22 protein-coding genes are annotated in these 21,213 nt (G+C 68.2%); 18 read left to right on the top strand and 4 right to left on the bottom strand.

Translation table 11 applies throughout. The features are described from left to right. Nucleotides 1–55: 55 nt before the first annotated feature. From murB to Q0579_RS10500, 7 genes are all read left to right on the top strand, one after another. Nucleotides 56–1,024 (top strand): UDP-N-acetylmuramate dehydrogenase, encoded by a 969-nt coding sequence (gene murB, locus Q0579_RS10530; protein ID WP_298811966.1) that lies wholly within the window; start codon nt 56–58, stop codon nt 1,022–1,024. Next, complete coding sequence (locus Q0579_RS10525) at nt 1,021–2,001, top strand: D-alanine--D-alanine ligase (protein WP_298811964.1); 981 nt, start codon at nt 1,021–1,023, stop codon at nt 1,999–2,001. The genes murB and Q0579_RS10525 overlap by 4 nt, the downstream gene beginning before the upstream one ends. Continuing rightward, complete coding sequence (locus Q0579_RS10520; RefSeq protein ID WP_298811962.1) at nt 1,998–2,927, top strand: cell division protein FtsQ/DivIB; 930 nt, start codon at nt 1,998–2,000, stop codon at nt 2,925–2,927. The genes Q0579_RS10525 and Q0579_RS10520 overlap by 4 nt, the downstream gene beginning before the upstream one ends. Before the next feature lie 26 nt (nt 2,928–2,953). Beyond that, a complete protein-coding gene (ftsA, locus tag Q0579_RS10515; protein WP_298811960.1) occupies nt 2,954–4,213 on the top strand; it encodes a cell division protein FtsA in 1,260 nt (419 codons plus the stop codon). A gap of 116 nt (nt 4,214–4,329) precedes the next feature. Then, entirely contained in the window at nt 4,330–5,931 is a 1,602-nt protein-coding gene (gene ftsZ, locus Q0579_RS10510; RefSeq protein WP_298811959.1) for a cell division protein FtsZ, read from the top strand. A gap of 152 nt (nt 5,932–6,083) precedes the next feature. Further along, complete coding sequence (locus Q0579_RS10505) at nt 6,084–8,558, top strand: SPOR domain-containing protein (protein WP_298811958.1); 2,475 nt, start codon at nt 6,084–6,086, stop codon at nt 8,556–8,558. Nucleotides 8,559–8,583: 25 nt separating this feature from the next. Continuing rightward, nucleotides 8,584–9,750, top strand: a complete 1,167-nt coding sequence (locus Q0579_RS10500) for a deoxyguanosinetriphosphate triphosphohydrolase (protein ID WP_298811957.1) — start codon at nt 8,584–8,586, stop codon at nt 9,748–9,750. 62 nt (nt 9,751–9,812) lie between these two features. On the opposite strand, the gene Q0579_RS10495 is transcribed toward Q0579_RS10500, so the two are convergent. Then, nucleotides 9,813–10,103, bottom strand: coding sequence for a hypothetical protein (locus Q0579_RS10495; protein ID WP_298811955.1), 291 nt, complete (start codon nt 10,101–10,103; stop codon nt 9,813–9,815). Between the two features lie 190 nt (nt 10,104–10,293). Between Q0579_RS10495 and argS the strand changes: the two genes are divergently transcribed. The 8 genes from argS (at nt 10,294) to tatC (ending at nt 16,817) form a co-directional block, all read left to right on the top strand. Further along, nucleotides 10,294–12,021, top strand: coding sequence for an arginine--tRNA ligase (gene argS / locus Q0579_RS10490; protein ID WP_298811954.1), 1,728 nt, complete (start codon nt 10,294–10,296; stop codon nt 12,019–12,021). After that, a complete protein-coding gene (locus Q0579_RS10485; protein WP_298811953.1) occupies nt 12,021–12,749 on the top strand; it encodes an SPOR domain-containing protein in 729 nt (242 codons plus the stop codon). Before argS ends, Q0579_RS10485 begins: the two co-directional genes overlap by 1 nt. A 216-nt stretch (nt 12,750–12,965) precedes the next feature. After that, nucleotides 12,966–13,967 carry a beta-N-acetylhexosaminidase gene (gene nagZ / locus Q0579_RS10480; RefSeq protein WP_298811952.1) on the top strand — a complete coding sequence of 334 codons (1,002 nt, stop codon included), beginning with the start codon at nt 12,966–12,968 and terminating at the stop codon, nt 13,965–13,967. 10 nt (nt 13,968–13,977) lie between these two features. Further along, the gene (locus tag Q0579_RS10475) at nt 13,978–14,706 is read left to right on the top strand and encodes a ScpA family protein (protein ID WP_298811951.1); all 729 of its coding nucleotides are present in this window, start codon (nt 13,978–13,980) and stop codon (nt 14,704–14,706) included. Next, the gene (gene scpB / locus Q0579_RS10470) at nt 14,703–15,290 is read left to right on the top strand and encodes an SMC-Scp complex subunit ScpB (RefSeq protein WP_298811950.1); all 588 of its coding nucleotides are present in this window, start codon (nt 14,703–14,705) and stop codon (nt 15,288–15,290) included. Before Q0579_RS10475 ends, scpB begins: the two co-directional genes overlap by 4 nt. A gap of 26 nt (nt 15,291–15,316) precedes the next feature. Continuing rightward, nucleotides 15,317–15,556: a twin-arginine translocase TatA/TatE family subunit gene (locus tag Q0579_RS10465; protein WP_298811949.1), complete on the top strand. Its 240-nt coding sequence runs from the start codon at nt 15,317–15,319 to the stop codon at nt 15,554–15,556. 29 nt (nt 15,557–15,585) lie between these two features. Further along, nucleotides 15,586–16,053 carry a Sec-independent protein translocase protein TatB gene (tatB, locus tag Q0579_RS10460; protein WP_298811947.1) on the top strand — a complete coding sequence of 156 codons (468 nt, stop codon included), beginning with the start codon at nt 15,586–15,588 and terminating at the stop codon, nt 16,051–16,053. Further along, nucleotides 16,050–16,817 (top strand): twin-arginine translocase subunit TatC, encoded by a 768-nt coding sequence (gene tatC / locus Q0579_RS10455; RefSeq protein WP_298811945.1) that lies wholly within the window; start codon nt 16,050–16,052, stop codon nt 16,815–16,817. Before tatB ends, tatC begins: the two co-directional genes overlap by 4 nt. A gap of 166 nt (nt 16,818–16,983) precedes the next feature. On the opposite strand, the gene Q0579_RS10450 is transcribed toward tatC, so the two are convergent. The 3 genes from Q0579_RS10450 to Q0579_RS10440 all read right to left on the bottom strand — a co-directional run bounded on the left by Q0579_RS10450 (nt 16,984) and on the right by Q0579_RS10440 (nt 19,195). Then, complete coding sequence (locus Q0579_RS10450) at nt 16,984–17,118, bottom strand: entericidin A/B family lipoprotein (protein ID WP_298811944.1); 135 nt, start codon at nt 17,116–17,118, stop codon at nt 16,984–16,986. Between the two features lie 325 nt (nt 17,119–17,443). Next, nucleotides 17,444–19,012: a sensor histidine kinase gene (locus tag Q0579_RS10445; RefSeq protein WP_366522282.1), complete on the bottom strand. Its 1,569-nt coding sequence runs from the start codon at nt 19,010–19,012 to the stop codon at nt 17,444–17,446. A gap of 24 nt (nt 19,013–19,036) precedes the next feature. Next, nucleotides 19,037–19,195 carry a NepR family anti-sigma factor gene (locus Q0579_RS10440; protein WP_298811940.1) on the bottom strand — a complete coding sequence of 53 codons (159 nt, stop codon included), beginning with the start codon at nt 19,193–19,195 and terminating at the stop codon, nt 19,037–19,039. A gap of 232 nt (nt 19,196–19,427) precedes the next feature. Between Q0579_RS10440 and Q0579_RS10435 the strand changes: the two genes are divergently transcribed. The 3 genes from Q0579_RS10435 to Q0579_RS10425 all read left to right on the top strand — a co-directional run bounded on the left by Q0579_RS10435 (nt 19,428) and on the right by Q0579_RS10425 (nt 21,181). Continuing rightward, nucleotides 19,428–20,222: a response regulator gene (locus Q0579_RS10435; RefSeq protein WP_298811939.1), complete on the top strand. Its 795-nt coding sequence runs from the start codon at nt 19,428–19,430 to the stop codon at nt 20,220–20,222. 73 nt (nt 20,223–20,295) lie between these two features. After that, the gene (locus Q0579_RS10430) at nt 20,296–20,433 is read left to right on the top strand and encodes a hypothetical protein (protein WP_298811938.1); all 138 of its coding nucleotides are present in this window, start codon (nt 20,296–20,298) and stop codon (nt 20,431–20,433) included. A 106-nt stretch (nt 20,434–20,539) separates the two neighbouring features. After that, nucleotides 20,540–21,181 (top strand): sigma-70 family RNA polymerase sigma factor, encoded by a 642-nt coding sequence (locus Q0579_RS10425; protein ID WP_298811936.1) that lies wholly within the window; start codon nt 20,540–20,542, stop codon nt 21,179–21,181. Nucleotides 21,182–21,213: the final 32 nt, after the last annotated feature.

Here is a 21,213-nt window from a genome sequence, read left to right as displayed (position 1 = left end):
TATCCTTCCCGGCGTAGGGAGGGGGACCAGCGAAGCTGATGGAGGGGGATCGCCTGTGGGGGCATCGCCCGCGGCAGTCCCCCTCCACCACCAGCCTGCGGCTGGCGGTCCCCCTCCCCAAAATGGGGAGGATAGCGAAGTCCGCGGTCGCCTGACCCCGAACGCCCCGCTCGCGCCGCTCGTCTGGTTCAAGGCCGGCGGCGCGGCGGAGTGGTTGTTCGAACCCGCCGACGCCGACGACCTCGCCGCGTTCCTGCGCGACCTCGACCCCGCGGTGCCGGTGATGGCGCTCGGGCTCGGCAGCAACCTGATCGTGCGCGACGGCGGGGTGCCCGGCGTCGTCATCCGGCTCGGCAAGCCGTTCGCTCGCGTCGAGGCGGTGGACGCGACGACGCTTCGCTGCGGCGGCGGGGCGAGCGGCATTCTCGTGTCCTCGACCGCGCGCGACGCGGGAATCGCGGGCGTCGAGTTCCTGCGCTCGATCCCCGGCACCGTCGGCGGCTTCGTGCGGATGAACGGCGGCGCCTATGGGCGCGAGGTCAAGGACGTGCTGGTCGAGGCCGAGGTGGTGCTGCGCTCGGGTGAGCGGCGGACGCTGTCGCTGGATGAGCTCGGTTACACCTACCGGCATTCCGAATTGCCCGACGGAGCGGTGGTGATCGCCGCGACCTTCCGCGGCACGCGCGGCGAGCCGGCCGCGATCCAAGCGGAGATGGACCGCATCGCCGCCGCGCGCGAGGCATCGCAGCCGCTGCGTTCGAAGACCGGCGGCTCTACCTTCAAGAACCCCGATGGGCACAAGGCCTGGGCGCTGGTCGATCAGGCCGGCTGTCGCGGCAAGCGCCTGGGCGATGCGCAGGTCAGCGACAAGCATACCAACTTCCTCCTCAACGTCGGGCAGGCGACCAGCGCCGATATCGAGGCGCTGGGCGAGGAGGTGCGCGCGGCGGTGAAGGCGACGAGCGGCGTGACGCTCGAATGGGAGATACAGAGAGTGGGCGTGGGAGTGGGCGTGCAGGCATGAACGGGGCGTTGCACATCGCGGTGCTGATGGGCGGCTGGTCGGCGGAGCGCGAGGTGTCGCTATCGTCGGGGGCGGGCGTCGCGGAGGCGCTCGAATCGCTCGGCCACCGTGTCACCCGCATCGACATGGGGCGCGACATCGCGGCGCGGCTGGCGGAGGCGAATGCCGATCTCGTCTTCAACGCGCTCCACGGCACCCCCGGCGAGGACGGCAGCGTCCAGGGGCTGATGGACTTGATGGGCCTGACCTACACGCATAGCGGCATGGCCACCTCGGTGATCGCGATCGACAAGGTGCTGACGAAGCAGGCGCTCGTGCCGCACGGCATCCCGATGCCGGGTGGGCGGATCGTCAAGTCGGCCGACGTGTTCGAGGCCGATCCGCTCGCGCGGCCCTATGTGCTCAAACCCGTCAATGAAGGCTCGTCGGTCGGCGTCGCGATCGTCACCGATCAGGGAAATTACGGCAACCCGATCGCGCGCGATGCCAAGGGTCCGTGGGCCGAGTTCGAGGAGCTGCTCGCCGAACCGTACGTGCGCGGGCGCGAGCTGACGACGGCGGTGCTGGGCGGCGCGGATGGCCCGCGCGCGCTGGGCGTCACCGAGCTGCGCCCGAAGTCGGGCTGGTACGATTACGACGCCAAATACACCGACGGCATGACCGAGCACCTGTTCCCCGCGCCGATCCCCGACGAGATCACGCAGGCCTGCATGGCGTTGGCGGTCGACGCGCACCGCCTGCTCGGTTGCCGCGGGGCGAGCCGGTCCGATTTCCGCTGGGATGACGAGCGCGGCGTCGATGGGCTGTTCCTGCTCGAGGTTAACACCCAGCCCGGCATGACGCCCTTGAGCCTCGTGCCCGAACAGGCGCGCCACACCGGCATGAGCTACCCCGAACTCGTCCAGGCGATCGTCGACGAGGCGCTGCGCGATGCCGCCGAGCGAGTGGCCGGGCGATCGGGCAAGCGCGCGCCATGACGCGCACGATCCGTCGCGAGCCCGCCAGCGCGCCGCGCCGCACCGTTAATCGCCGCAAACCCGCGCCGAAGAAGACGTTTGGGCAACGCGTCATGGCGAAATTGCCGATCAGTGAGGCATTCGTGCGTCGCGCGGTCACCTGGTCGCTGCTCGGCGCGGGCGGGGCGGCGGCAATCGCGGTCGCGACGTGGATCGGTATCCCCTCCGCGATCGGCATCGGCATCGCCGAGACCGCGGCGAACGCGGGGCTGCGCGTCGAGCAGGTCGATATTACCGGATTGAAGCGGATGGACCGAGAGACGGTCTACGCGGTGGCGCTCGAACAGCCCTCGCGCGCGATGCTGCGACTCGATCTGAAGGCGGTACGCCAGCGGCTGCTCGCTTATGGCTGGATCGAGGATGCGTACGTCTCGCGCCGGCTGCCCGACCGACTGCTCATCCACGTCACCGAGCGCGAGCCCGCCGCGGTGTGGCAGGATAACGGGCAATTGACGCTGATCGATGCCGGGGGACGCCTGCTCGCGCCGGTCGACCGTGCCAACATGCCCAATCTGCCGCTGGTGATCGGCCCCGGCGCCGACCGGCAGGAGCCCGCCTATCAGGCGCTGCTCGCCGCGACGCCGGGCTTGCGCCGCCGGATCAAGGCCGCCGCCTGGGTTGGCAATCGCCGCTGGGACCTGACCTTCGATACCGGCGAGACGCTGGCGCTGCCGCAGGACGGCGCGCGCGAGGCGCTGGTCAAGTTCGCGTCGATGGAACGCGCCAGCCCGCTGCTCGGTAAGGGCTGGCTGCGGTTCGACATGCGCGATCCGGCGAAGCTCGTCGCGCGCAAGCCGGGGCAGGAGGCGCAGGGGAGCGCGCCGAGCGACACGCCCGAGACGTCCGAAGCACGCGCGGTACGCCCGCTCGGCGCCGGCGACGTCTGAGGCGGGGGCAACAGGGGGCAGGGCAGATGGCGAAACCGGCACCGGAAGGATTGATCACCGCGCTCGACATCGGGTCGTCGAAGGTGTCCGCAATGATCGCGCAGAAGGGAGATGGCGGCGAACTGGTCGTGCTCGGCACCGGCCAGCGCGAGAGTCGGGGTGTCAAACGCGGCTATATTGCGGACATGCAGGCGACCGAAGTGGCGGTGCGCGAGGCGGTTGAGCAGGCGGAGCGGATCGCGGGGGTCGCGATCGAGAACGTTTGGGCGGGTTTCTCGGCCGGCGGCCTCGTCAGCGACGAAGCGTTCATCGAGGCCGAACTCGGCGGCACGCGGATCGAGCAGGCCGATATCGACGCCTTGTTGCAGGAGGGCCGCCAGGCGATCGACCCGCAAGGGCGCATGGTGCTCCACGCGCAGCCCGCGCTCTACACGCTCGATGGGTTGAACGGCGTCAAGAAGCCGCTCGGGCTCCACGCCGATCGGCTGGGCGTCCACATCCACGTCATCGCCGCCGACGGTTCGCCGGTCCGCAACCTCGATTTGTGCGTCCGCTCGGCGCATCTGGAGGTCAAGTCGATCATCGCCGCGCCGGTCGCGACCGGCCTTGCCTGTCTGACACAAGAGGAGCGCGATTTGGGCGTCGCGCTGGTCGAGATCGGGGCGGGCATCACCAACGTGTCGCTGTTCGCGGGCGAGATGCTGGTGGGGTTGAAATCGATCGCGATCGGCGGCGCGGACATTACCGACGACATCGCCTCCGCCTTCGGTACCACGCGGTTGCAGGCCGAGCGGATCAAATGCTTCCACGGCTCCGCCAATGCGTCCCCGCGCGACAATCACGAAATGGTGACGATTCGCGAGCGCAGCGAGGTCGAGGACAATGATTCGCTTCAGATCACCAAGGCAGCGCTGATCGCGGTCATCCGCCAGCGGCTCGAGGTGCTGATGGGCGAGGTGCAGGCTGCGCTCAAGGAACTGCGTTTCGAGGGTCCGGTCGGGCGGCAGGTCGTCATCACCGGCGGTGGGGCGGAGTTGAAGGGTATTGCCGATTACGCGCAGCAACTCCTCGGCCGCTCGGTCCGCGTTGGGCGTCCGCGCGGGCTCACCAACCTGCCCGAGGCGCATTCGGGGCCGGGATTTGCGACGCTTGCCGGGCTCGCTTATTTCGCGGCCGCCGATCCGATCGACCTGCGCGGGGTCGCGCCGAAACAGCAGACGGTTCACCGCAGCAAGGGCTGGCGGGGATTGCGCCGGCTGATCCAGGCCGCGAAAGCGAATTATTGACAAGTTTGCCGAATCGGGTGGGTTTTCGCTGGTGCGTTGACCATCCATGTGAAAAATAAGCCAACGCCCCGTTCACAATCAAAAAAGCGGGGGCTTGTGACCGGAGTAAACAGGCGATGAGCATCGAATTCATTGCGCCCGACGTCGACGATCTGACGCCGCGCATCACCGTCGTCGGCGTGGGCGGCGCGGGCGGCAACGCGATCGCGAACATGATGCGCGCGGACGTGCAGGGCGTGAACTTTCTCGTCGCCAACACCGACGCGCAGGCGCTGCGCTCGTCGGAGGCGGAGCAGAAGATCCAGCTTGGCACCAAGATCACCGGCGGCCTGGGCGCAGGCGCGCGGCCCGAGATCGGGCGCGCCGCGGCCGAGGAGTCGATCGATGAACTGTCGCGGCTGCTCGAGGGCAGCCACATGTGCTTCATCGCGGCCGGCATGGGCGGCGGCACCGGCACCGGTGCAGCGCCCGTCATCGCCAAGGCGGCGCGCGACATGGGTATCCTGACCGTCGGCGTCGTCACCAAGCCGTTCAGCTTCGAGGGCAACCGCCGTGGCAAGTCGGCCGAGGCGGGTATCGAGGAACTGCAGAAGTTCGTCGACACGCTGATCGTCATCCCCAACCAGAACCTGTTCCTGGTCGCCAACGCCAACACGACGTTCAAGCAAGCGTTCGAGATGGCGGACGAAGTGCTGCAGCAGGGCGTGCGCGGCATCACCGACCTGATGGTCATGCCCGGCCTCATCAACCTCGACTTCGCCGACGTCCGCTCGGTGATGCAGGAGATGGGCAAGGCGATGATGGGCACGGGCGAAGCCGATGGCGACGACCGCGCGATCATCGCGGCGCAGAAGGCGATCGCCAACCCGCTGCTCGACGGCGTGTCGATGCAGGGCGCGAAGGGCGTCATCGTCTCCATCACCGGCGGCGAGGACATGCGCCTGCTCGAGGTCGACGAGGCGGCGAACCACATCCGCGAGCTGGTCGATCCCGACGCCAACATCATCTGGGGCTCGGCGTTCAACCCCGACCTGGAAGGCAAGATCCGCGTCTCGGTGGTCGCGACCGGCATCGAGAGCGCGGGCGCGTCCGACAAGCCGGGCAGCGCCGCCGCTGCACCGAGCCAGAGCGAGCCCGCGCGCCCGTTCAGCTTCTCCGCGCCGCGCCGCGCCGAGCCGGCCGCCGCCCCCGCGCCCACGCCGGCTCCGGCTCCGGTCGCGCCGCAGCAGAGCTACGCCCCCGCTCCGCAGCCGAACTATCAGGCAGCGCCGCAGCCGGCACCGACCCCTGCAGCACCGCAGGGCCAAGCACCGCGCGGCTACGCCGGTTACGAGCAGGCCCAGCCCGCGCCGCAGAGCGACGCGTTGGCGCAGGGTGTCGTTCCGCAAGCCCAGGTCGACACCGCGACGAACGCAAGCGACGACGAACTGCTGCTCGGCTCCGAGGCGATCCTGCCCGAGCAGAATGGCACGCCCCATTCGGCACCGGCGCAGTCGACACCCGCGCAGGACGGCGGTGATCAGGGTGCGCCGCGCCGTCGGTTCCTCGCGCCCGAGGGCAATGAGGAAACGCCGCCGCAGCCGCGCGTGAAGCTCGGCGGCACGCTGTTCGAGCGGATGCAGAATGCCACCCGCGGCGCGCCGCGCGCGGGCGATGCGCCGGCCGACACGCCCGGCACCGACCTGCCGCGCTTCCTGCACCGGCAGAACAACCAGTAACGCGCCGCACACGGCCGCGTCGCCCACCGACGCGGCCGTTCGGTTCTTCCTCATCGATGCGCGATATTCGTCGCCGGCGTGGCTCGCTTCGCCGCACGGCTCGACGCGTGTCATTGCCGTGGTGGGCTCCAGCGGCTTTAGCATTTCACGACATGCGTTTACCGATGCTTTACTCCGCGTCGCTGCTGCTCGCCGGCGTCGCGCTCCCGCTTCCGCTCGCCGCGCAGGCGGTGGTGCAGCCGCTGCCGGGCACGACTGATGCCGACAAGCTCGCCGATCTCGTGCGCCAGATCGGGCGCAATCCGCGCGACGTCGGCGCGCTGGTCGATGCGGGCGACCTGTCGGCAAAGCTCGGCGACACCACCGCCGCGGCGTCGCTCTACAAGCGCGCGTCGCAGGTCGATCCGAACAACGCGCGCGTTCAGGCGGGTATCGCGCGCATTCTCGTCAACGGCGAGCATCCGGGTGAGGCGCTGCGCTATTTCAACCAGGCGGAGCGTGCCGGGCTGTCGGCGGCGATGTTCGCCGATGACCGTGGCCTCGCCTACGACCTGATCGGCGAGCAGGAGCGGGCGCAGCGCGATTACCGTCTGGCACTGGCGCAGCAGGGACAGGATAATGAGGACGAGGTGCGCCGCCGCTACGCGCTGTCGCTCGGCATCTCGGGACGCAAGGACGAGGCGTTGCAGCAGATTGACGCGCTGCTGCGCAAGAGTGACCGCGGCGCATGGCGCGCGCGCGCGTTCATCCTGGCGATGAACGGCGACGCGAGCGGGGCGAATCACATCGCCTCCACGATGATGCCCGCGGGCATGGCGACCGGGCTCGCTGCCTTTTTCACCCGCCTGCCGACGCTGTCGCCCGCCGATCGCGCGTTCGCGGTGCATTTCGGCGAAGTCGCCCCGACGCCTGAACGGATCGCCGACGCGCGGCTCGTGCCACTGCTACCCGCACTCGCGCCCGATCCCTATGCGCGTCCGGCCGGCGCTCAGCTCGCGGCTCGGACCGTCGCTGCGCCGACGGTATCCACCCGTGGGAGCAGTCGCGGTCGCGAGGCGCGCCAGGTCGCCGCCGCATCGCGTGGCCGCTCGAGCGTGCCCGCGCAGGTCGCAACCGCGGTGCCATCGGCAACGCTGCCGCAATCGACGTCGCAGGTGACGCAGGCGTCCGCCCCGTCGCGCTCGGCTTATGCTCCGCAGGTGACGATGACGCAGCCTTCGGCGTCGACGCAGGTCGCGGCAACGACTGCACCGGCGTTTGGCGGCGCGGCGTCTCTGCCTGCACCCGCCGCTTCGTCACCGACGCAGGTGGCGCAGACGCTGCTGCCCGCGCGTCCGATCTACTCGCCGTCGCCGGGGCCGGTTGCCGTCGCCGCGCAGCCGGCGCCCGCGCCGACCCGAACGGCGAACGCGCTCAATGCCCCGCAGCCCAGCTACGCCGCTCAGCCTGCCGGGCAGCCAGTTAACCTCGCGGCAGCGGCCGAGGCGCGCACCATTGTGCCGTCGTCCACCGCGGTCGTCGCCGCGGCCGGATCGCCGGCGAGTTCCGCCGCGCAGGCCAACAACGCCGTCCGTAGCCAGAGCCCCGCAGCGCTCGTCGCGGCCCGCCCGACGGCGTCCGCCGCACCCGCGCCCGTGTCCGGCATCGGGCAGGCGAACACGCCGGTCGCACTCGCCGCTACCGCGGCATCGTCGACCTCTATTTCCAACCGTCCCCCGGCGAGCGGCGTCGCCACGCCGGCACCGGTGCAACTCGCCGCCGCGACCACGGCTGCGCCTTCGCTGCCGCCGCGCCCGACCACACCGGCGCGGCTTGAGAACGAGGACACGATCCTCGCGCGTATCGTCGCCAACATCTCCATACCTGCCTCCGAACTCGGCGTCGCCCCGATGCCGGGTGCGACGCCGGCGCCGGGCTCCACCGCAACGATCGACGATGCGGCAGTCGCGGCAGAGCGTAATGCTGCCGCGGTGGAACGCCGCCGCGATCGTGCGGTCGCCACGGCACCCGCCCCGACGCCGCGCGCGCGCCACACCGCGCCGGTCGAAACCGCGGCCGTGAAGGAGGAAACCGAGGCGACCAGCTCTGTCTCGCGCAAGCGCGCTGCAGCGACCCCGTCGCGCGACGGGCGCCGCACGACCGCGAGCAAGGAGGAGGTGGCGCAGGTCGACACCGACGACGCTCCCACCGGCAAGCGTCGCGGTAGCGCCAAGAACAATGACGCGGTCGAGCCCAAACTGACCCCCAGGCAGGCAGCGGCCAAGGCGAAAGCGGACGCGAAGGCACTCGCCAATGCAAAGGCGGCAGCCGCCGAGAAGAAGGCAGCAGCGGCGGAGAAGAAAGCCGCGCGCGCGGAGCCGGAGCGTTACTGGGTTCAGGTCGCGGGCGGCGCGACGCAGGGCGATCTGCACAAGGCGTGGAAAAACGTGCGGACCAGATCGTCGCTGCTCGCCAGCCGCACGGGCTATACGACACCGCTGCGCGCGACCAACCGCGTCGTGACCGGCCCGTTCAAGACGCAGGACGAGGCGCAGGCAATGGTCAACAAGCTGTCGAAGGACGGCGTTTCCGCCTTTACCTTCACCAGCGAGGCCGGGCAGAAGATGACCAAGCTGGGCGAGAAGTGATCCGCCCGCCCGAGACACGCGCCGCGTGACCGCGCTCGCACCCTGGGCCTCGCGACCCGACCGGAGCCGCGGCCGCCTGCACGACGAACCCGGCGCGGCCGAACGCGGCCCCCGCGACGCGTTCCAGCGCGACCGTGACCGCGTGATCCACTCGATCAGCTTCCGTCGCCTGCGTCACAAGACGCAGGTGTTCATGGCACCCGATGGCGACCATTTCCGCGTCCGTCTGACGCACAGTATCGAGGTGGCGCAGATCGGCCGCACGATCGCGCGCGCGCTCGGCCTCAACGAGGATCTGACGGAGGCGCTCTGCCTCGCGCACGACATCGGCCACCCGCCGTTCGGCCACGCCGGCGAGGAGGCGCTGGAGCGCGCGCTGGCGGGGAAGGGCGGGTTCGATCACAACGGCCAAACACTGCGCACGCTGATGATGCTGGAGCGGCCGTATCCGCGTCACGCCGGGCTCAACCTGACGTGGGAAACGCTCGAAGGCCTCGCCAAGCACAACGGCCCGATCTTTGCGCCCAATTGGGCGCTGGCCGAGGCGGACGCGGAGGCGCGGCTCGATCTGACCAGCTACGCGTCGCTCGAGGCGCAGGTCGCCGCGCTTGCCGACGACATCGCCTACGACAATCACGACATCGACGACGGGCTGCGCGCGGGGCTGCTGTCGATCGACCAACTCTGCGCGGTGCCGCTGGTCGCGCGCGGCTGGGACGCGGCGCGCAGAGGCTTCGCCGATCTCGCCGACGACCGGCTGCACGGCGAGGTGATCCGCAGTCAGATCGGCGCGATGGTCAACGATCTGATCGCCGAGACCACCCGGCGCATCGCGGCGTCCGGGGTGACGAGCGTCGACGACGTGCGCGCCGCGGGCTGCGCGCTGGTCGGCTTCTCCGATGCGATGGCGGCGGACGAGCGGCAGTTAAAGGCGTTCATGTACGCCAATCTGTACCACCATCCACGCCAACTCGACGCCGCCGCCGCGGCGGATCACGTCATCGACGGCCTCTTTGCCGCTTACCATGCCGACCCGTCGCTCTTGCCGGAGGAATGGCGCGTGCGCCTGCCAAGCGATGAGCCGCAGCTCAGCCGCCACATCGCCGATTTCATCGCGGGCATGACCGATCGCTACGCCGTGTCACGCTATCGGGAGGTCGTCGGGCCGATCGATCTGCCCGAGGGCTTCTGACGCATATGACAACGGCGCCCGCTCGGGAGAGCGGACGCCGTTCGATCGTCCCGGTGGGCGGCTCAGTTCGCCGCGGCAGCGCTCGCCACGACGTTGCCCTTGGCGCGGAACGACACCGGGTAACCGTTGGTCGTGCCACGCACGCGGTCGCCATCGACCAGCAGGCGGAACTTCTCGCGGCTGCCGACCTCGTGGCCCTCGATCAGCGTCTTGCCATTGTCGCGCACCGTCTGCGTGTAGACATAGGTGCGGCCCTCGTGCGTGAAGCTCTGCTGCGCCGGCTCGGCGGCGATGCCGACGGTCGAGATGAGCGCGGCGGCAGCGGCGGCGGCGATGAAACTGATTGTGCGCATGGAAAGGCTCCCGGTGGTTTGCCCGTTCTCGGACTGTGCAGTGCAACATATTTGGTGCAGCGCAGCATGGGCAAATGACTTGTGTGCGTCTATGATTGCAGTGAGTGCAATCGCGGCCGGGTTGGCCCTTCCCAAGCAGAAGCAGCCGGCTTTTGCGTGCGGGTCCGCCTTCGTCTAAGGCCGCGCCGCTATGACATTGTACACCCGTTTCGCCGCCCATGTGGGTGACGCCCTCGACGCGCTCGTTGCCGAAGGCGCGCTGCCCGCCGATCTCGACCGCCGCAACGTGACGGTCGAGCCGCCGCGCGACGCCAGCCACGGCGACCTCGCCACCAACGCCGCGATGGTGCTTGCCAAACCCGCCAAGACCAACCCGCGTCAGCTCGCCGAGAAGATCGCCGCGCATCTGTCCGCGCTGCCCAGCGTCACCGCCGCCGAGGTCGCCGGGCCGGGCTTCATCAACCTGCGCCTGTCCGACGACACCTGGCGCGATGAATTGCGCGCGGTTGCGGCGGCAGGCGCCGATTATGGACGGTCGCGCGTGGGCGAGGGCGTCAGCGTCAACGTCGAATATGTCTCGGCCAACCCGACGGGCCCGATGCACATGGGCCATTGCCGCGGCGCGGTGGTGGGCGATTCGCTCGCCAACCTGCTTGCCTTCGCCGGGCACCGTGTCATCCGCGAATATGTCATCAACGATGCCGGCAGCCAGGTCGACGTGCTCGCGCGCTCGGCGCACATCCGCTACCGCGAGGCATTGGGTGAGGAGGTCGGCGCGATCCCGGAGGGGCTCTACCCCGGCGATTATCTCGTTCCGGTCGGCCAGGCGCTCGCCGCCGAGTTCGGCGACCGCTACGTGTCGGCGCCCGAGGGCGATTGGCTGATCCCGTTCCGCACCCGTGCGGTCGACGCGATGATGGCGCTCATCAAGGCCGATCTCGCGCTGCTCGGCATCCACCACGACGTGTTCGCCTCCGAGGCGGCGCTGCAAGCTGCGGGCAAGCCGGAAGAGGCCGAGGCATGGCTGCGCGCGCGCGACCTCGTCTACGACGGCGTGCTCGAGGCACCGAAGGGCGAGACGCCCGAGGATTGGGAGCCGGTCGAGCTGCCGCTGTTCCGCTCGACCCGCTTCGGCGACGACCAGGACCGCCCGATCAAGAAGTCGAACGGTAGCTGGACCTATTTCGGCGCCGACATGGCCTATCATTTCCAGAAGGCGCAATCGGCCGATCAATTGATCGACATCTGGGGCGCGGACCATGCCGGCACGGTGAAGCGCATCCAGGCCGCGGTCGCCGCGCTGACCGAGGGCAAGACGCGTTTCGACGTCAAGCTCGTCCAGATGGTCCGCCTGCTGCGCGCCGGAGAGCCGGTCAAGATGAGCAAGCGCGCGGGCAATTTCGTCACGCTCGCCGACGTGGTGCGCGAGGTCGGCAAGGATGTGGTGCGTTTTACCATGCTCACGCGCCGCGCCGACGCGCAGATGGATTTCGACTTCGCGAAGGTGGTCGAGGCGTCGAAGGACAACCCGGTCTTCTACGTTCAATATGCCCATGCCCGCGTTGCCTCGCTCCACCGCCGCGCGGCCGAGGCCGGGATCAGCGCACAGGGTGCCGACCTGTCCCGGCTTGACACGGAGGAACTCGCGCTCGTGAAGCTCGCGGCGCAATTCCCGCGCATTGTCGAAACCGCTGCCGCGGCGCGCGAGCCGCACCGGATCGCCTTTTATCTCTACGACTTGTCCGCGGAATTTCATGCCGCGTGGAACGTCGGCAACGACCGGCCCGATCGCCGCTACCTGATCGCGGATGACCATGCGGTGACGGCCGCACGCCTGTCCTTGGCGGCGGGCATCGGACAGATTATTCGCAATGGCCTCTCCATCATGGGCGTGGAGGCGGTTTCGGAGATGCACTGATGGCGACCTCGGATCAGTTCGAGCGCGACGAGGACCGGCTGCCGTGGCTGGAGACGGTCGAACCGGACGAGCCGCGGCGTTCGGGCGGGGGTCGCATCGTGCTGCTGGTCCTACTCGGCCTGCTGGTGCTCGGCGGGGTGATCGCGGGCTTGTACCGGTTGCAGGCCGGTCGCGGCGCGGATGGCTCGGGCGCGCTGATCGCGGCGCAGGAAGGCGATTACAAGATCAAGCCCGACGATCCCGGCGGGCTAAAGGTCGAGGGCGAAGGCGACACCGCGATCGCGACCAGTGCGGGCGCCAATCCGAACGGCTCGATCGACCTGAAGGCAGTACCCGAAGCACCGATCAGCGGCACGCGGCGTGCGACCGCGCAGCCCGGCGCACGCGCGGGAAGCACCTCCGCCAGCGTCGCGGTGCCGGCGGCAACCGCGCCGCTGCGGGCGCAGCGCCCGATGACCGCGCCGGTCGCGCCCGTACCAGGCGCGGGTTCGGGCGGCAGCCTGGTGCAGCTCGGCGCGTTCCCGACCGAATCGGCGGCGAACAGCGCCTGGAGCGCGGTCGCCAAGCGGTTCAGCTACGTCGCGCCGCTCGGCAAGGACGTGCAGAAGGCGGACGTCAACGGCCGCACCGTCTATCGCCTGCGCGTCAACGCCGGCAGCGCCAACGCCGCGGCCGACATCTGCGGCCGATTGAAGGTCGCGGGCGAGAGCTGCTTCGTCACCAGCTGATCTGGCTCGGTCGGCCAGAAGGCCGATCGTCCCTTACCGACCGTCATCCCGGACTTGATCCGGGATCCCTTTTCCATTCGTGGTCAGGTGGAGCCGCTAGCGGTCATCAGAATGGGATTAGCACGGCCGAGGCCTTGGAGCAGTCGTGATGGGAGCTGGCGGACCAGACAGGCTCGCGACTTTCCCGATCCGTCGCTTTGACGTAACCACGCCGCCATGAAGCCCGTCATCTTCGGCCTGTCGGGGCCGGTCCTTACCGCGGACGAGCGCGCCTTTTTCGCCGACGCGCGCCCGGCCGGCTACATCCTGTTCAAGCGCAACGTCGAGACGCGCGTGCAACTCCGTGCCTTGACCGACAGCCTGCGCGCGCTCGAAGGCCGCGACGACGTCGCGATCCTGGTCGATCAGGAGGGCGGGCGGGTTGCGCGGCTCGGACCGCCCGAATGGCCCGCCTTCCCCGCGGGCCCTGCCTTCGATGCCTTGTACGAGCGCGCGCCGATGTCGGGGATCGAGGCCGCGCGCGCCAACGCGCACGCGCTCGGCCTGATGCTGTCTGAGGTCGGCATCACGGTGAACTGCCTGCCGCTGCTCGACGTGGCCAGGCGGGAGACGACCGAGGCGATCGCCACCCGCGCTTATGGTCGCGAGCCGATGCGCGTTGCGGCGATGGGGCGTGCGACGCTGGAGGGGCTGCGCGCGGGCGGGGTCGTCGGCGTCGTCAAGCACATGCCCGGCCACGGACGCGCGCTCGCCGACTCGCATTATCACCTGCCGACGGTCACTGCCTCGGTGGCGGAACTGGAGGACGATCTGGCCCCGTTCCGCGCGCTCGCGGGTGCGCCGATGGGGATGACCAGCCACATCGTCTATCGGGCATGGGACGACGAACGTCCCGCCACGCTGTCACCGATCGTGATCGAGGAGGTGATACGCGGTCGCATCGGCTTCGACGGGCTGCTGATGACCGACGACATCGATATGAAGGCATTGTCGGGCACCCCGGCCGACAAGGCGGCGGGCGCAATCGCCGCCGGGTGCGACGTGGTGCTCGATTGCTGGGCGCGGATGGACGAGATGCAGGCGATCGCCGCCGCGCTGCCCGACATCACCAGTCGAGGGCGCGAGCGGCTCGACGCCGCCATGACGAGCGTGACGGCGACGGCCGGCGATGTGGCTGCGCTAACGGCCAAGCGCGACGCGTTGCTGGCGCTCGCCTGAGCATTGCTGCGTGGCCGCGCCCGAGCAGTTGCTGCTCGATCTCGATGGCTGGGAAGGGCCGCTCGACGTGCTGCTGTCGCTCGCGCGCGCGCAGAAGGTCGATCTAAAGCAGATATCGATCCTCGCGCTGGTCGAGCAATATCTCGCGTACATCGACCGCGCGCGGCGCACGAAGCTCGAACTCGCCGCCGATTACCTCGTCATGGCAGCGTGGCTCGCGTATCTGAAAAGTGCGCTGCTGCTGCCGCGCGATCCCGCGATCGAGCCCGATCCCGAAGAACTGGCGCTACGCCTTCAACTCCGTCTCGAACGGCTCGACGCGATGCGCGACGCCGGCGCGCGATTGATGGCGCGCGACCGGATCGGGCGCGACGTGTTCACGCGCGGTGCACCCGAGGGGCTGCGCAGCGTCCGCCACCACCGTTGGACGGTCGATCTCTATCAGTTGATCGCCGCCTACGGCCAGGTCAGCGCCCGCACCCGCCCGGTCATGCACGTCGTGCCCGACCGCGAGGTGATGACGCTCGACACCGCACTCGCACGGGTCACCGCCATGGTCGGCTCGGCGGTCGAGTGGCAGGCGATCGAGCGCTTCCTGCCCGAGGTGGCATCGGAGCAGTTGCGGCGATCCGCGCTCGCGTCCTCCTTTCTCGCGGCGCTCGAACTCGCGCGACAAGGGCGCGTCGAGCTTCGCCAGCGCGAGGCGTTCGCGCCGCTCTACCTGCGGGCGCTCGCGTGACCCCGCCCGGCGACACCGTGCGCGCGGTCGAAGCGGTGCTGTTCGCCGCGACCGAACCCTTGTCGACGGACGTCATTCGCGCGCACGTCGGACCCGTTGACGTCGCCGCAGCGCTCCAGCAGCTCGCCGCCGATTACGCCGGCCGCGGTGTCGAGCTGGTCGAGCGCGGCGGGCGCTGGCAGTTCCAGACCGCGCCCGATCTGGCGCATCTGCTCCGCCGCGAACGCGCGGAGCAGCGGCGGCTGAGCCGCGCCGCCATCGAGACGCTGGCGATCATCGCCTACCACGAACCCGTCAGCCGCCCCGAAATCGAGGCGATCCGCGGCGTGCAGATATCGCGCGGGACGCTTGATGTGCTCATGGAGGCAGGCTGGGTGCGCCCGGCGGGCCGCCGCGAAGTGCCCGGCCGGCCGCTCACCTACGCGACGACGCCCGAGTTCCTGGTGCATTTCGGCCTATCCACGCGCCGCGACCTGCCGGGGATCGCCGATCTGCGCGCTGCCGGGCTGCTCGATCCGGTCGACCTCGCCGCGGAACAGGTCGTCGGGCAGGTGGAGGTAGCAAAGCGCGCCGAGGACGATTAGATGGGCTGCGAATAGGAGACCACGTCATGGGCAGCTTCAGCCTTCCGCATATCCTCGTCCTCGCGGTGATCGCGATCCTGCTGCTCGGCGGGGGGCGATTCTCCGCCATGATGGGCGACGTCGCCAAGGGCGTGAAAAGCTTCAAGAAGGGTATGGCCGAGGAGGACGACGATGTTGTCGCGCGTCCCAAGCCGCGCATCGAGGCACAATCGGCCGCGCAGCCGGCCTATGACCGCGATGCCGACCGCGTGCGCGAGGATCGCTGACGCTATCTGATCCGGCTCGGTCGCGCTGAATGTTCGATATCGCTCCGTCCGAATTCCTGCTGGTCGCGTTCATCGCGCTGGTGGTGATCGGTCCCAAGGACTTGCCCAAGGCGATGCGCGTCATCGGCTATTGGGTTGGGCGCGCCCGCGCCGTCGGGCGGCAGTTCCGCTCCGGGTTCGACGAGATGGTCCGCGAGGCCGAGCTCGCCGAGATGGAGAAGAAGTGGAAGGCGGAGAATGAGCGGATCATGCGCGAACATGCCGCGCCCGCGGTCGGGTCGTCTGATGAGCCGGCGCTTCCCGCACCGGCGCATGACGATCCGCCGCCGGTAATGACCGCGCAGCCGCAGATGATCGAGCACCCGCACGTGGTCGCGCGCGACGCGGGTGCGGTCGTGGCGACCGGCGAAGCGGAGGAGCGTGATCGCCGGTCGGGTGCGCCCGACGCGGCTACCGGTGTTCATCACCCGATGGTCAGCGACAAGGCAGCATCGTGAGCGAGGATCTGGACGAATCGCGCGCGCCGCTGCTCGATCATCTGCTCGAGCTGCGTCGACGGCTGCTTTACTGCATCGCAGCGATCGCGATCGCTTTCTTCGTCTGTTGGTATTTCGCTGAGAATATCTTCGCCTTCCTCGTGCAGCCGTTGCTGCACGCCGGGCAGAAGACGGTGATCTACACGCAGATCTTCGAAGCCTTTTTCGTTCAGGTGAAGGTCGCCTTTTTCTCGGCGATGATGTTGTCCTTTCCTGTCATCGCCAATCAATTGTGGCAATTCGTCGCGCCGGGTCTCTACCGGAAAGAAAAGCGCGCGCTCCTGCCGTTCCTGCTCGCCACGCCGGTCTTGTTCATCCTGGGCGCAGCGATGGCTTATTACGTCGCCGTCCCGATGGCGCTGCATTTCCTGCTCGGGTACACCGGGATGATCGGCGGCGTGCAGCAGCAGGCGTTGCCGGCGGTTGGCAATTATTTATCGTTCATCATGCAATTCCTGTTCGGCTTCGGCGCGGCGTTCCTGCTGCCGGTGTTGTTGATGTTGCTGGAGCGGGCCGGCGTGGTGACGCGCACGCAGTTGATCGCGGCACGTCGGTACGCCATCGTCGGTGCCTTCGCGATTGCGGCGGTGCTGACCCCCCCAGACGTCGGATCGCAGCTGCTGCTCGCGATCCCGCTCGTCATTCTCTACGAACTGGCCATCCTGGGTATCTGGTTCACCGAACGGCGACGTGCCCGAGAGGTCGAAGCGGAGGCGGCAGAGTAGCCGCTTGGGACGATCGTCACGATGATGGGCGGTCGTGCCGTCGCATCTACCAGCATCGTTCGTTCAGCCCACAAGCGTCCCCCACTTGGGCTGGGCCGCATCGATCATGAAAAAGGCGGCCGGTACGCGCCGACCGCCTTTTCGACCCAAGCGTCGAGGAACGCGCTTACTTGGCGTCGTTCGCGGTCTTGGCAACGGTGTTGCCGGCCGACGACACGTCCTTGCCCGCACCCTCGATGGTGTTGCACGCGCTGAGGATAAGCGCACTGGCGAGGGTTGCGGCTGCCACGATCTTACGCATTCAAACATCTCCTGCTCAGGCTGGATGCCTGGGCGTTCAATGTTCACGCTCCGGCTTCGTTCCGCCTGCGTGTCGAACGGTGATGCAAGAAATAAGGCCCGAAAGCGTCACCGGGGGGGGGGGGTTGACGCTTCCGGGCCTATGTCGTGGACCGCGAGAGCGGGGGGGCGTTTAGTCGCGGTCCGGGATGTAGAACGTCACCTTTCGGGACGGGTTCCCACGTCGACGAGCATTTTGTTCGAAGCCGAAGTTAAAGATCAGTGCCGAGCATTGATCGGTCCGATGCGTCCGAGTGGTGTCGCTATGTCCGCCCCGACAGAACGCGTCAGTCGCTGTTGATCGTGGTGATCTTGACCTCGTACGCGCCGGTCAGCGGATCATGCTGCAAGCTGGAGCGCAACTGGCGAGTCAGCCCCTCGATCACCCGGCCGAACCGGTTGGTGAGCCCGTCGCGGAGGCAGTCGCTGTCGACCAGCGCGCGCGAGGAGATCCGCAACACCGCCCGGTCTGGCTCGGGCCCGGCGCGCAGCGTGATCCTGAGTTGCGCCGAGGCATCGCAGGTCATTGCCAACTCCACCAACTCGGTGAGAAGGAATGCGACCGGCACTGCCACATCCTGCGTCACGTACAGCGGATCGATCTCTAGCCCGATCCCGATATGCGTGTGCTCGGGCGCGGTTGCGCGCAGGTTGGATGCGAGTTCGCCGCACACCGATCGCATGCTGACGCCGCGATTCTCTTCCATCTCCGCGAAATGGTAACGGTGGACGACGGCGAGCGCATCGACGCGCCGCTGGATCGAATTATACGCCTGCGACGCTTCGGGCGACTTGGCACCGCGCGCGTGGAAATTGATCAGGCTCGAGATCACCTGCAGGTTGTTCTTGACGCGGTGGTGGACCTCGCGCGTCAACTTGGTCTGACGCACCAGTCCTTCGGCGAGGCCCGCCTCATGAATCGCCACCGTGCGGCTGAGCGCGCGAAACGTTTCGCCCAGATCGCGCAGTTCTTGCGCGGGCAGTGCGCGGTAAAGCGCGGCGTCGGGCTGATCGCCCGGTGCATAGGCCGCGATGCTGGTCCTGAGCGTGCGCAGCGGGTTGATGAGCAGCCGGTCAACCACGAACCATGCGATGGCCGCCGCCGCCGCCCACATCAGCAACGGCAGCGCGAGCGCGAGGATCAGGGGAGAACCGATCGGGGCACTGCGGACCTGCATCTCGAGCACCAGGTCGGCGATGCCCAAATCCTCGCGGATCGCCTCGCGCCGCTCAAGCGCGCGCTCCCGCTTGAGCGCGATCAATTCGAGATGCTGATCCTCGATCGTGATCGTCGCGCCATATTCCGACGAGAAGCCATTGGGTCGCCCGATCTTTGCGAGAAAATTGCGTGGGAAAAACGCCGCGGCCGTGGCGCCACTTCCTCCATCACCCAGGCGCAGCACCAGCCCCTGCTGGTCGATCACTGACGCGGAAAGCGTCGTGGCTACCGGTTCCGTTCGCGGTCGACGTGCGCCAGGAAAACCACGACCGCACACCAGGCGGCCGGCACGATCGAAGATCGCGAAGGCAGCACCCGCGACCGCTTGCTGCGCGAACACGCCCTGGACGCGCGCGCAACTGGGCGCATCACGCGAGTCGAGCGTCAGCGCGTCGGTGGCGACCCTCAGCGCGGTCATGTCGCCGACGAGTTCGATCGAGATTGATCGACTGCTCTCCGCGGCCGCGACCCGGAGATGAGAGCGTAGTTCGGTGTCGGCGATTTGCGTCACGCGCAGCGTTGCGAATGCCGCGATCAGCGCGAGCGGCAACAATGCGAGGCTGAGGATGAGGAACAGCTTGGCGCCAGTCGGCCAGCGCGCCAGATAGTCTTGCCGCGCGTCGTGCGGGACGCTCACGGCAGCATCATCGGTCATTGCACGTCAGTCGAGCTTGCCGAGGAGTGCCAGCAGGTCGTCGGGAACCGTCTCGTCGACGGTTTTCTGGTAAACGGAGCGCAGCGCCGACCCCATGTCGCGAACCTTCGATTGCGCCGCCGTACCCTTTCTCGGCTTATCCGGCAGCTTCTTCTCGGACGTCAACGCAGGCCCCCCAAAAGCCTCAACGACGGAGGCAGGACAGATGAACAACCATGACCCTTTTCGCGTGTGTTTGCCCACGCTGGAGCGATGAAACCAAACAGCATCTCGATGGTTCCCGCTCCGAGTGACGAAAAACTCGAACCGGGGGGCCAGCGTCTCGGCCGATTAAGTCGCGTGATTGAAACGGGCAAGCGTCCTTCGGCGCTGTCGCCCAAGGGAGGGTTTTCTACACATGTCGTTGGGTCAACAACTCGCTCCGCACCTGCCGTTCCTGCGACGCTACGGACGCGCGCTCACCGGCAGCCAGGTGCAGGGCGACCGCTACGTTCGCGCCACGCTGGAGGCGATCGTCGCGGCACCCGAGGAATTTCCGCGCGACGTCGATCCTCGCCTGGGACTCTACCGCACATTTCAGGCGATCTGGAATTCCGCCCACATCGAAGACCAGCCCGATGCCGGCAGCGTCGAGGATTCCGAGGCGATCGCGCGCGCTCGTCTGGCGCGCATGAGCCCGCTGTCGCGCCAGGCGCTGCTCCTCACCGCGATGGAGGGCTTCACGCCCGAGGACGCCGCATATCTGATCGACACCGACACGCAGCGCGTCGAGGAACTCGTCAACGAGGCGCTGGCGGAGATCGAGAAGCAGACCCGCGCGCGCGTGATGATCATCGAGGACGAGCCGATCATCGCGATGGATATCGAGAGCATCGTGCGTGACCTCGGCCACGACCTGACCGGTGTCGCGGTGACGCGCGACGAGGCGGTCGCGCTGGCGATGGAGGATCGCCCCGGACTGGTGCTCGCCGACATCCAGCTTGCCGACGACAGTTCCGGGATCGACGCGGTCAAGGACATCCTGGCCGAATTCCAGGTGCCCGTGATTTTCATCACCGCCTTCCCCGAGCGTCTGCTGACGGGTGAACGGCCCGAGCCGACCTTCTTAATCACCAAGCCGTTCCAGCGGTCGACCGTCAAGGCGGCGATCAGCCAGGCCTTGTTCTTCGACCAGAGCACCATCCCGGCGTAACGCCGGCACGCAACATCGTCATGGTTCGTTCGTTCGGTACGGACCCAAAACGGTTCAGGGGGGTTGAGCGACCATGACGAACGACAATCAACGCGTGCACGTGGAAACGGATCAAGCGCGCGCCGCATCGACCCCCGGCGTCGGGCGCTATGTCCTCGGTGCCTCCTTGGTGCTGATCATCGTGATCTTCGCCGCATTGCTTCTGTTCTGAACGGACGCAATCGGTGCTGGTAGGGGTGGCAAAGCCGGTCGGCGGTAACTATCTTGGCGACGACAACGTGCCCGGTGGCGGGGCGAAGCCTATGCAACGGAGCGGCATGACCCAGTCCTCAGTGAGTGCGCAGAGCACGGACGGCGGGGTGCCGGTCGAGCACGTGTCGCTCTCCGATCCAGAGTTCAAGGCGCAACTGGCGCAGGTCATTCCACACCTGCGCGCGTTCGGTCGTTCGCTCTCGGGCAACCGTGATCTGGCCGACGATCTGGTTCAGGAAACGCTGTTGAAGGCGTGGGCCGCGCGCAAGCGGTTCCAGGCCGGCACCAACATGCGTGCATGGACCTTCATCATCCTGCGCAACCTGTTCCTCTCGCAAATGCGCCGCGCGCGCTTCAAGGGCGAGTGGGACGATCTCGTTGCCGACCGCGTGCTCGCGGCGCCGGCTAGTCAGGACAAGCACGTGGAACTCGCCGACATGCAGCGTGCGCTGATGCATCTGCCGCAGCCGCAGCGTGAGGCGTTGATCCTGGTCGGGGCAGGCGGTTTCGCCTACGAAGAAGCGGCGGAAATCTGCAACGTCGCGGTGGGCACGATCAAGAGCCGCGTCGCGCGTGGTCGTGTCGCGCTCGAGGCGCTGCTCAGCGACGGTACGCTCAAGTCGCGTCGTGATCATGAGAGCGACAATGGTCGCTCGACGCTCGACTCGATCATGGGTGAGGTGGACGAACTCGCGCGCGAGCGCTGAGCGAGTCCGTCGCTGGTCGGCGCTTTACTGCC

Origin of the sequence: uncultured Sphingomonas sp. (genome assembly GCF_936927845.1) — a bacterium.
Lineage (GTDB): Bacteria > Pseudomonadota > Alphaproteobacteria > Sphingomonadales > Sphingomonadaceae > Sphingomonas.
The sequence above is the reverse complement of the archived record's forward strand: the minus strand, read 5'-3'. Positions and strand labels throughout refer to the sequence as shown.

What these genes read in the sequence shown, in the direction of transcription:
- Q0579_RS10525 (WP_298811964.1), top strand. Translation starts at nt 1,021, where the DNA reads ATGAACGGGGCGTTGCACATCGCGGTGCTGATGGGCGGCTGGTCGGCG.
- Q0579_RS10520 (WP_298811962.1), top strand. Translation starts at nt 1,998, where the DNA reads ATGACGCGCACGATCCGTCGCGAGCCCGCCAGCGCGCCGCGCCGCACC.
- ftsA (WP_298811960.1), top strand. Translation starts at nt 2,954, where the DNA reads ATGGCGAAACCGGCACCGGAAGGATTGATCACCGCGCTCGACATCGGG.
- ftsZ (WP_298811959.1), top strand. Translation starts at nt 4,330, where the DNA reads ATGAGCATCGAATTCATTGCGCCCGACGTCGACGATCTGACGCCGCGC.
- Q0579_RS10505 (WP_298811958.1), top strand. Translation starts at nt 6,084, where the DNA reads ATGCGTTTACCGATGCTTTACTCCGCGTCGCTGCTGCTCGCCGGCGTC.
- Q0579_RS10495 (WP_298811955.1), bottom strand. Translation starts at nt 10,103, where the DNA reads ATGCGCACAATCAGTTTCATCGCCGCCGCCGCTGCCGCCGCGCTCATC.
- argS (WP_298811954.1), top strand. Translation starts at nt 10,294, where the DNA reads ATGACATTGTACACCCGTTTCGCCGCCCATGTGGGTGACGCCCTCGAC.
- Q0579_RS10485 (WP_298811953.1), top strand. Translation starts at nt 12,021, where the DNA reads ATGGCGACCTCGGATCAGTTCGAGCGCGACGAGGACCGGCTGCCGTGG.
- nagZ (WP_298811952.1), top strand. Translation starts at nt 12,966, where the DNA reads ATGAAGCCCGTCATCTTCGGCCTGTCGGGGCCGGTCCTTACCGCGGAC.
- Q0579_RS10465 (WP_298811949.1), top strand. Translation starts at nt 15,317, where the DNA reads ATGGGCAGCTTCAGCCTTCCGCATATCCTCGTCCTCGCGGTGATCGCG.
- tatB (WP_298811947.1), top strand. Translation starts at nt 15,586, where the DNA reads ATGTTCGATATCGCTCCGTCCGAATTCCTGCTGGTCGCGTTCATCGCG.
- Q0579_RS10450 (WP_298811944.1), bottom strand. Translation starts at nt 17,118, where the DNA reads ATGCGTAAGATCGTGGCAGCCGCAACCCTCGCCAGTGCGCTTATCCTC.
- Q0579_RS10435 (WP_298811939.1), top strand. Translation starts at nt 19,428, where the DNA reads ATGTCGTTGGGTCAACAACTCGCTCCGCACCTGCCGTTCCTGCGACGC.
- Q0579_RS10430 (WP_298811938.1), top strand. Translation starts at nt 20,296, where the DNA reads ATGACGAACGACAATCAACGCGTGCACGTGGAAACGGATCAAGCGCGC.
- Q0579_RS10425 (WP_298811936.1), top strand. Translation starts at nt 20,540, where the DNA reads ATGACCCAGTCCTCAGTGAGTGCGCAGAGCACGGACGGCGGGGTGCCG.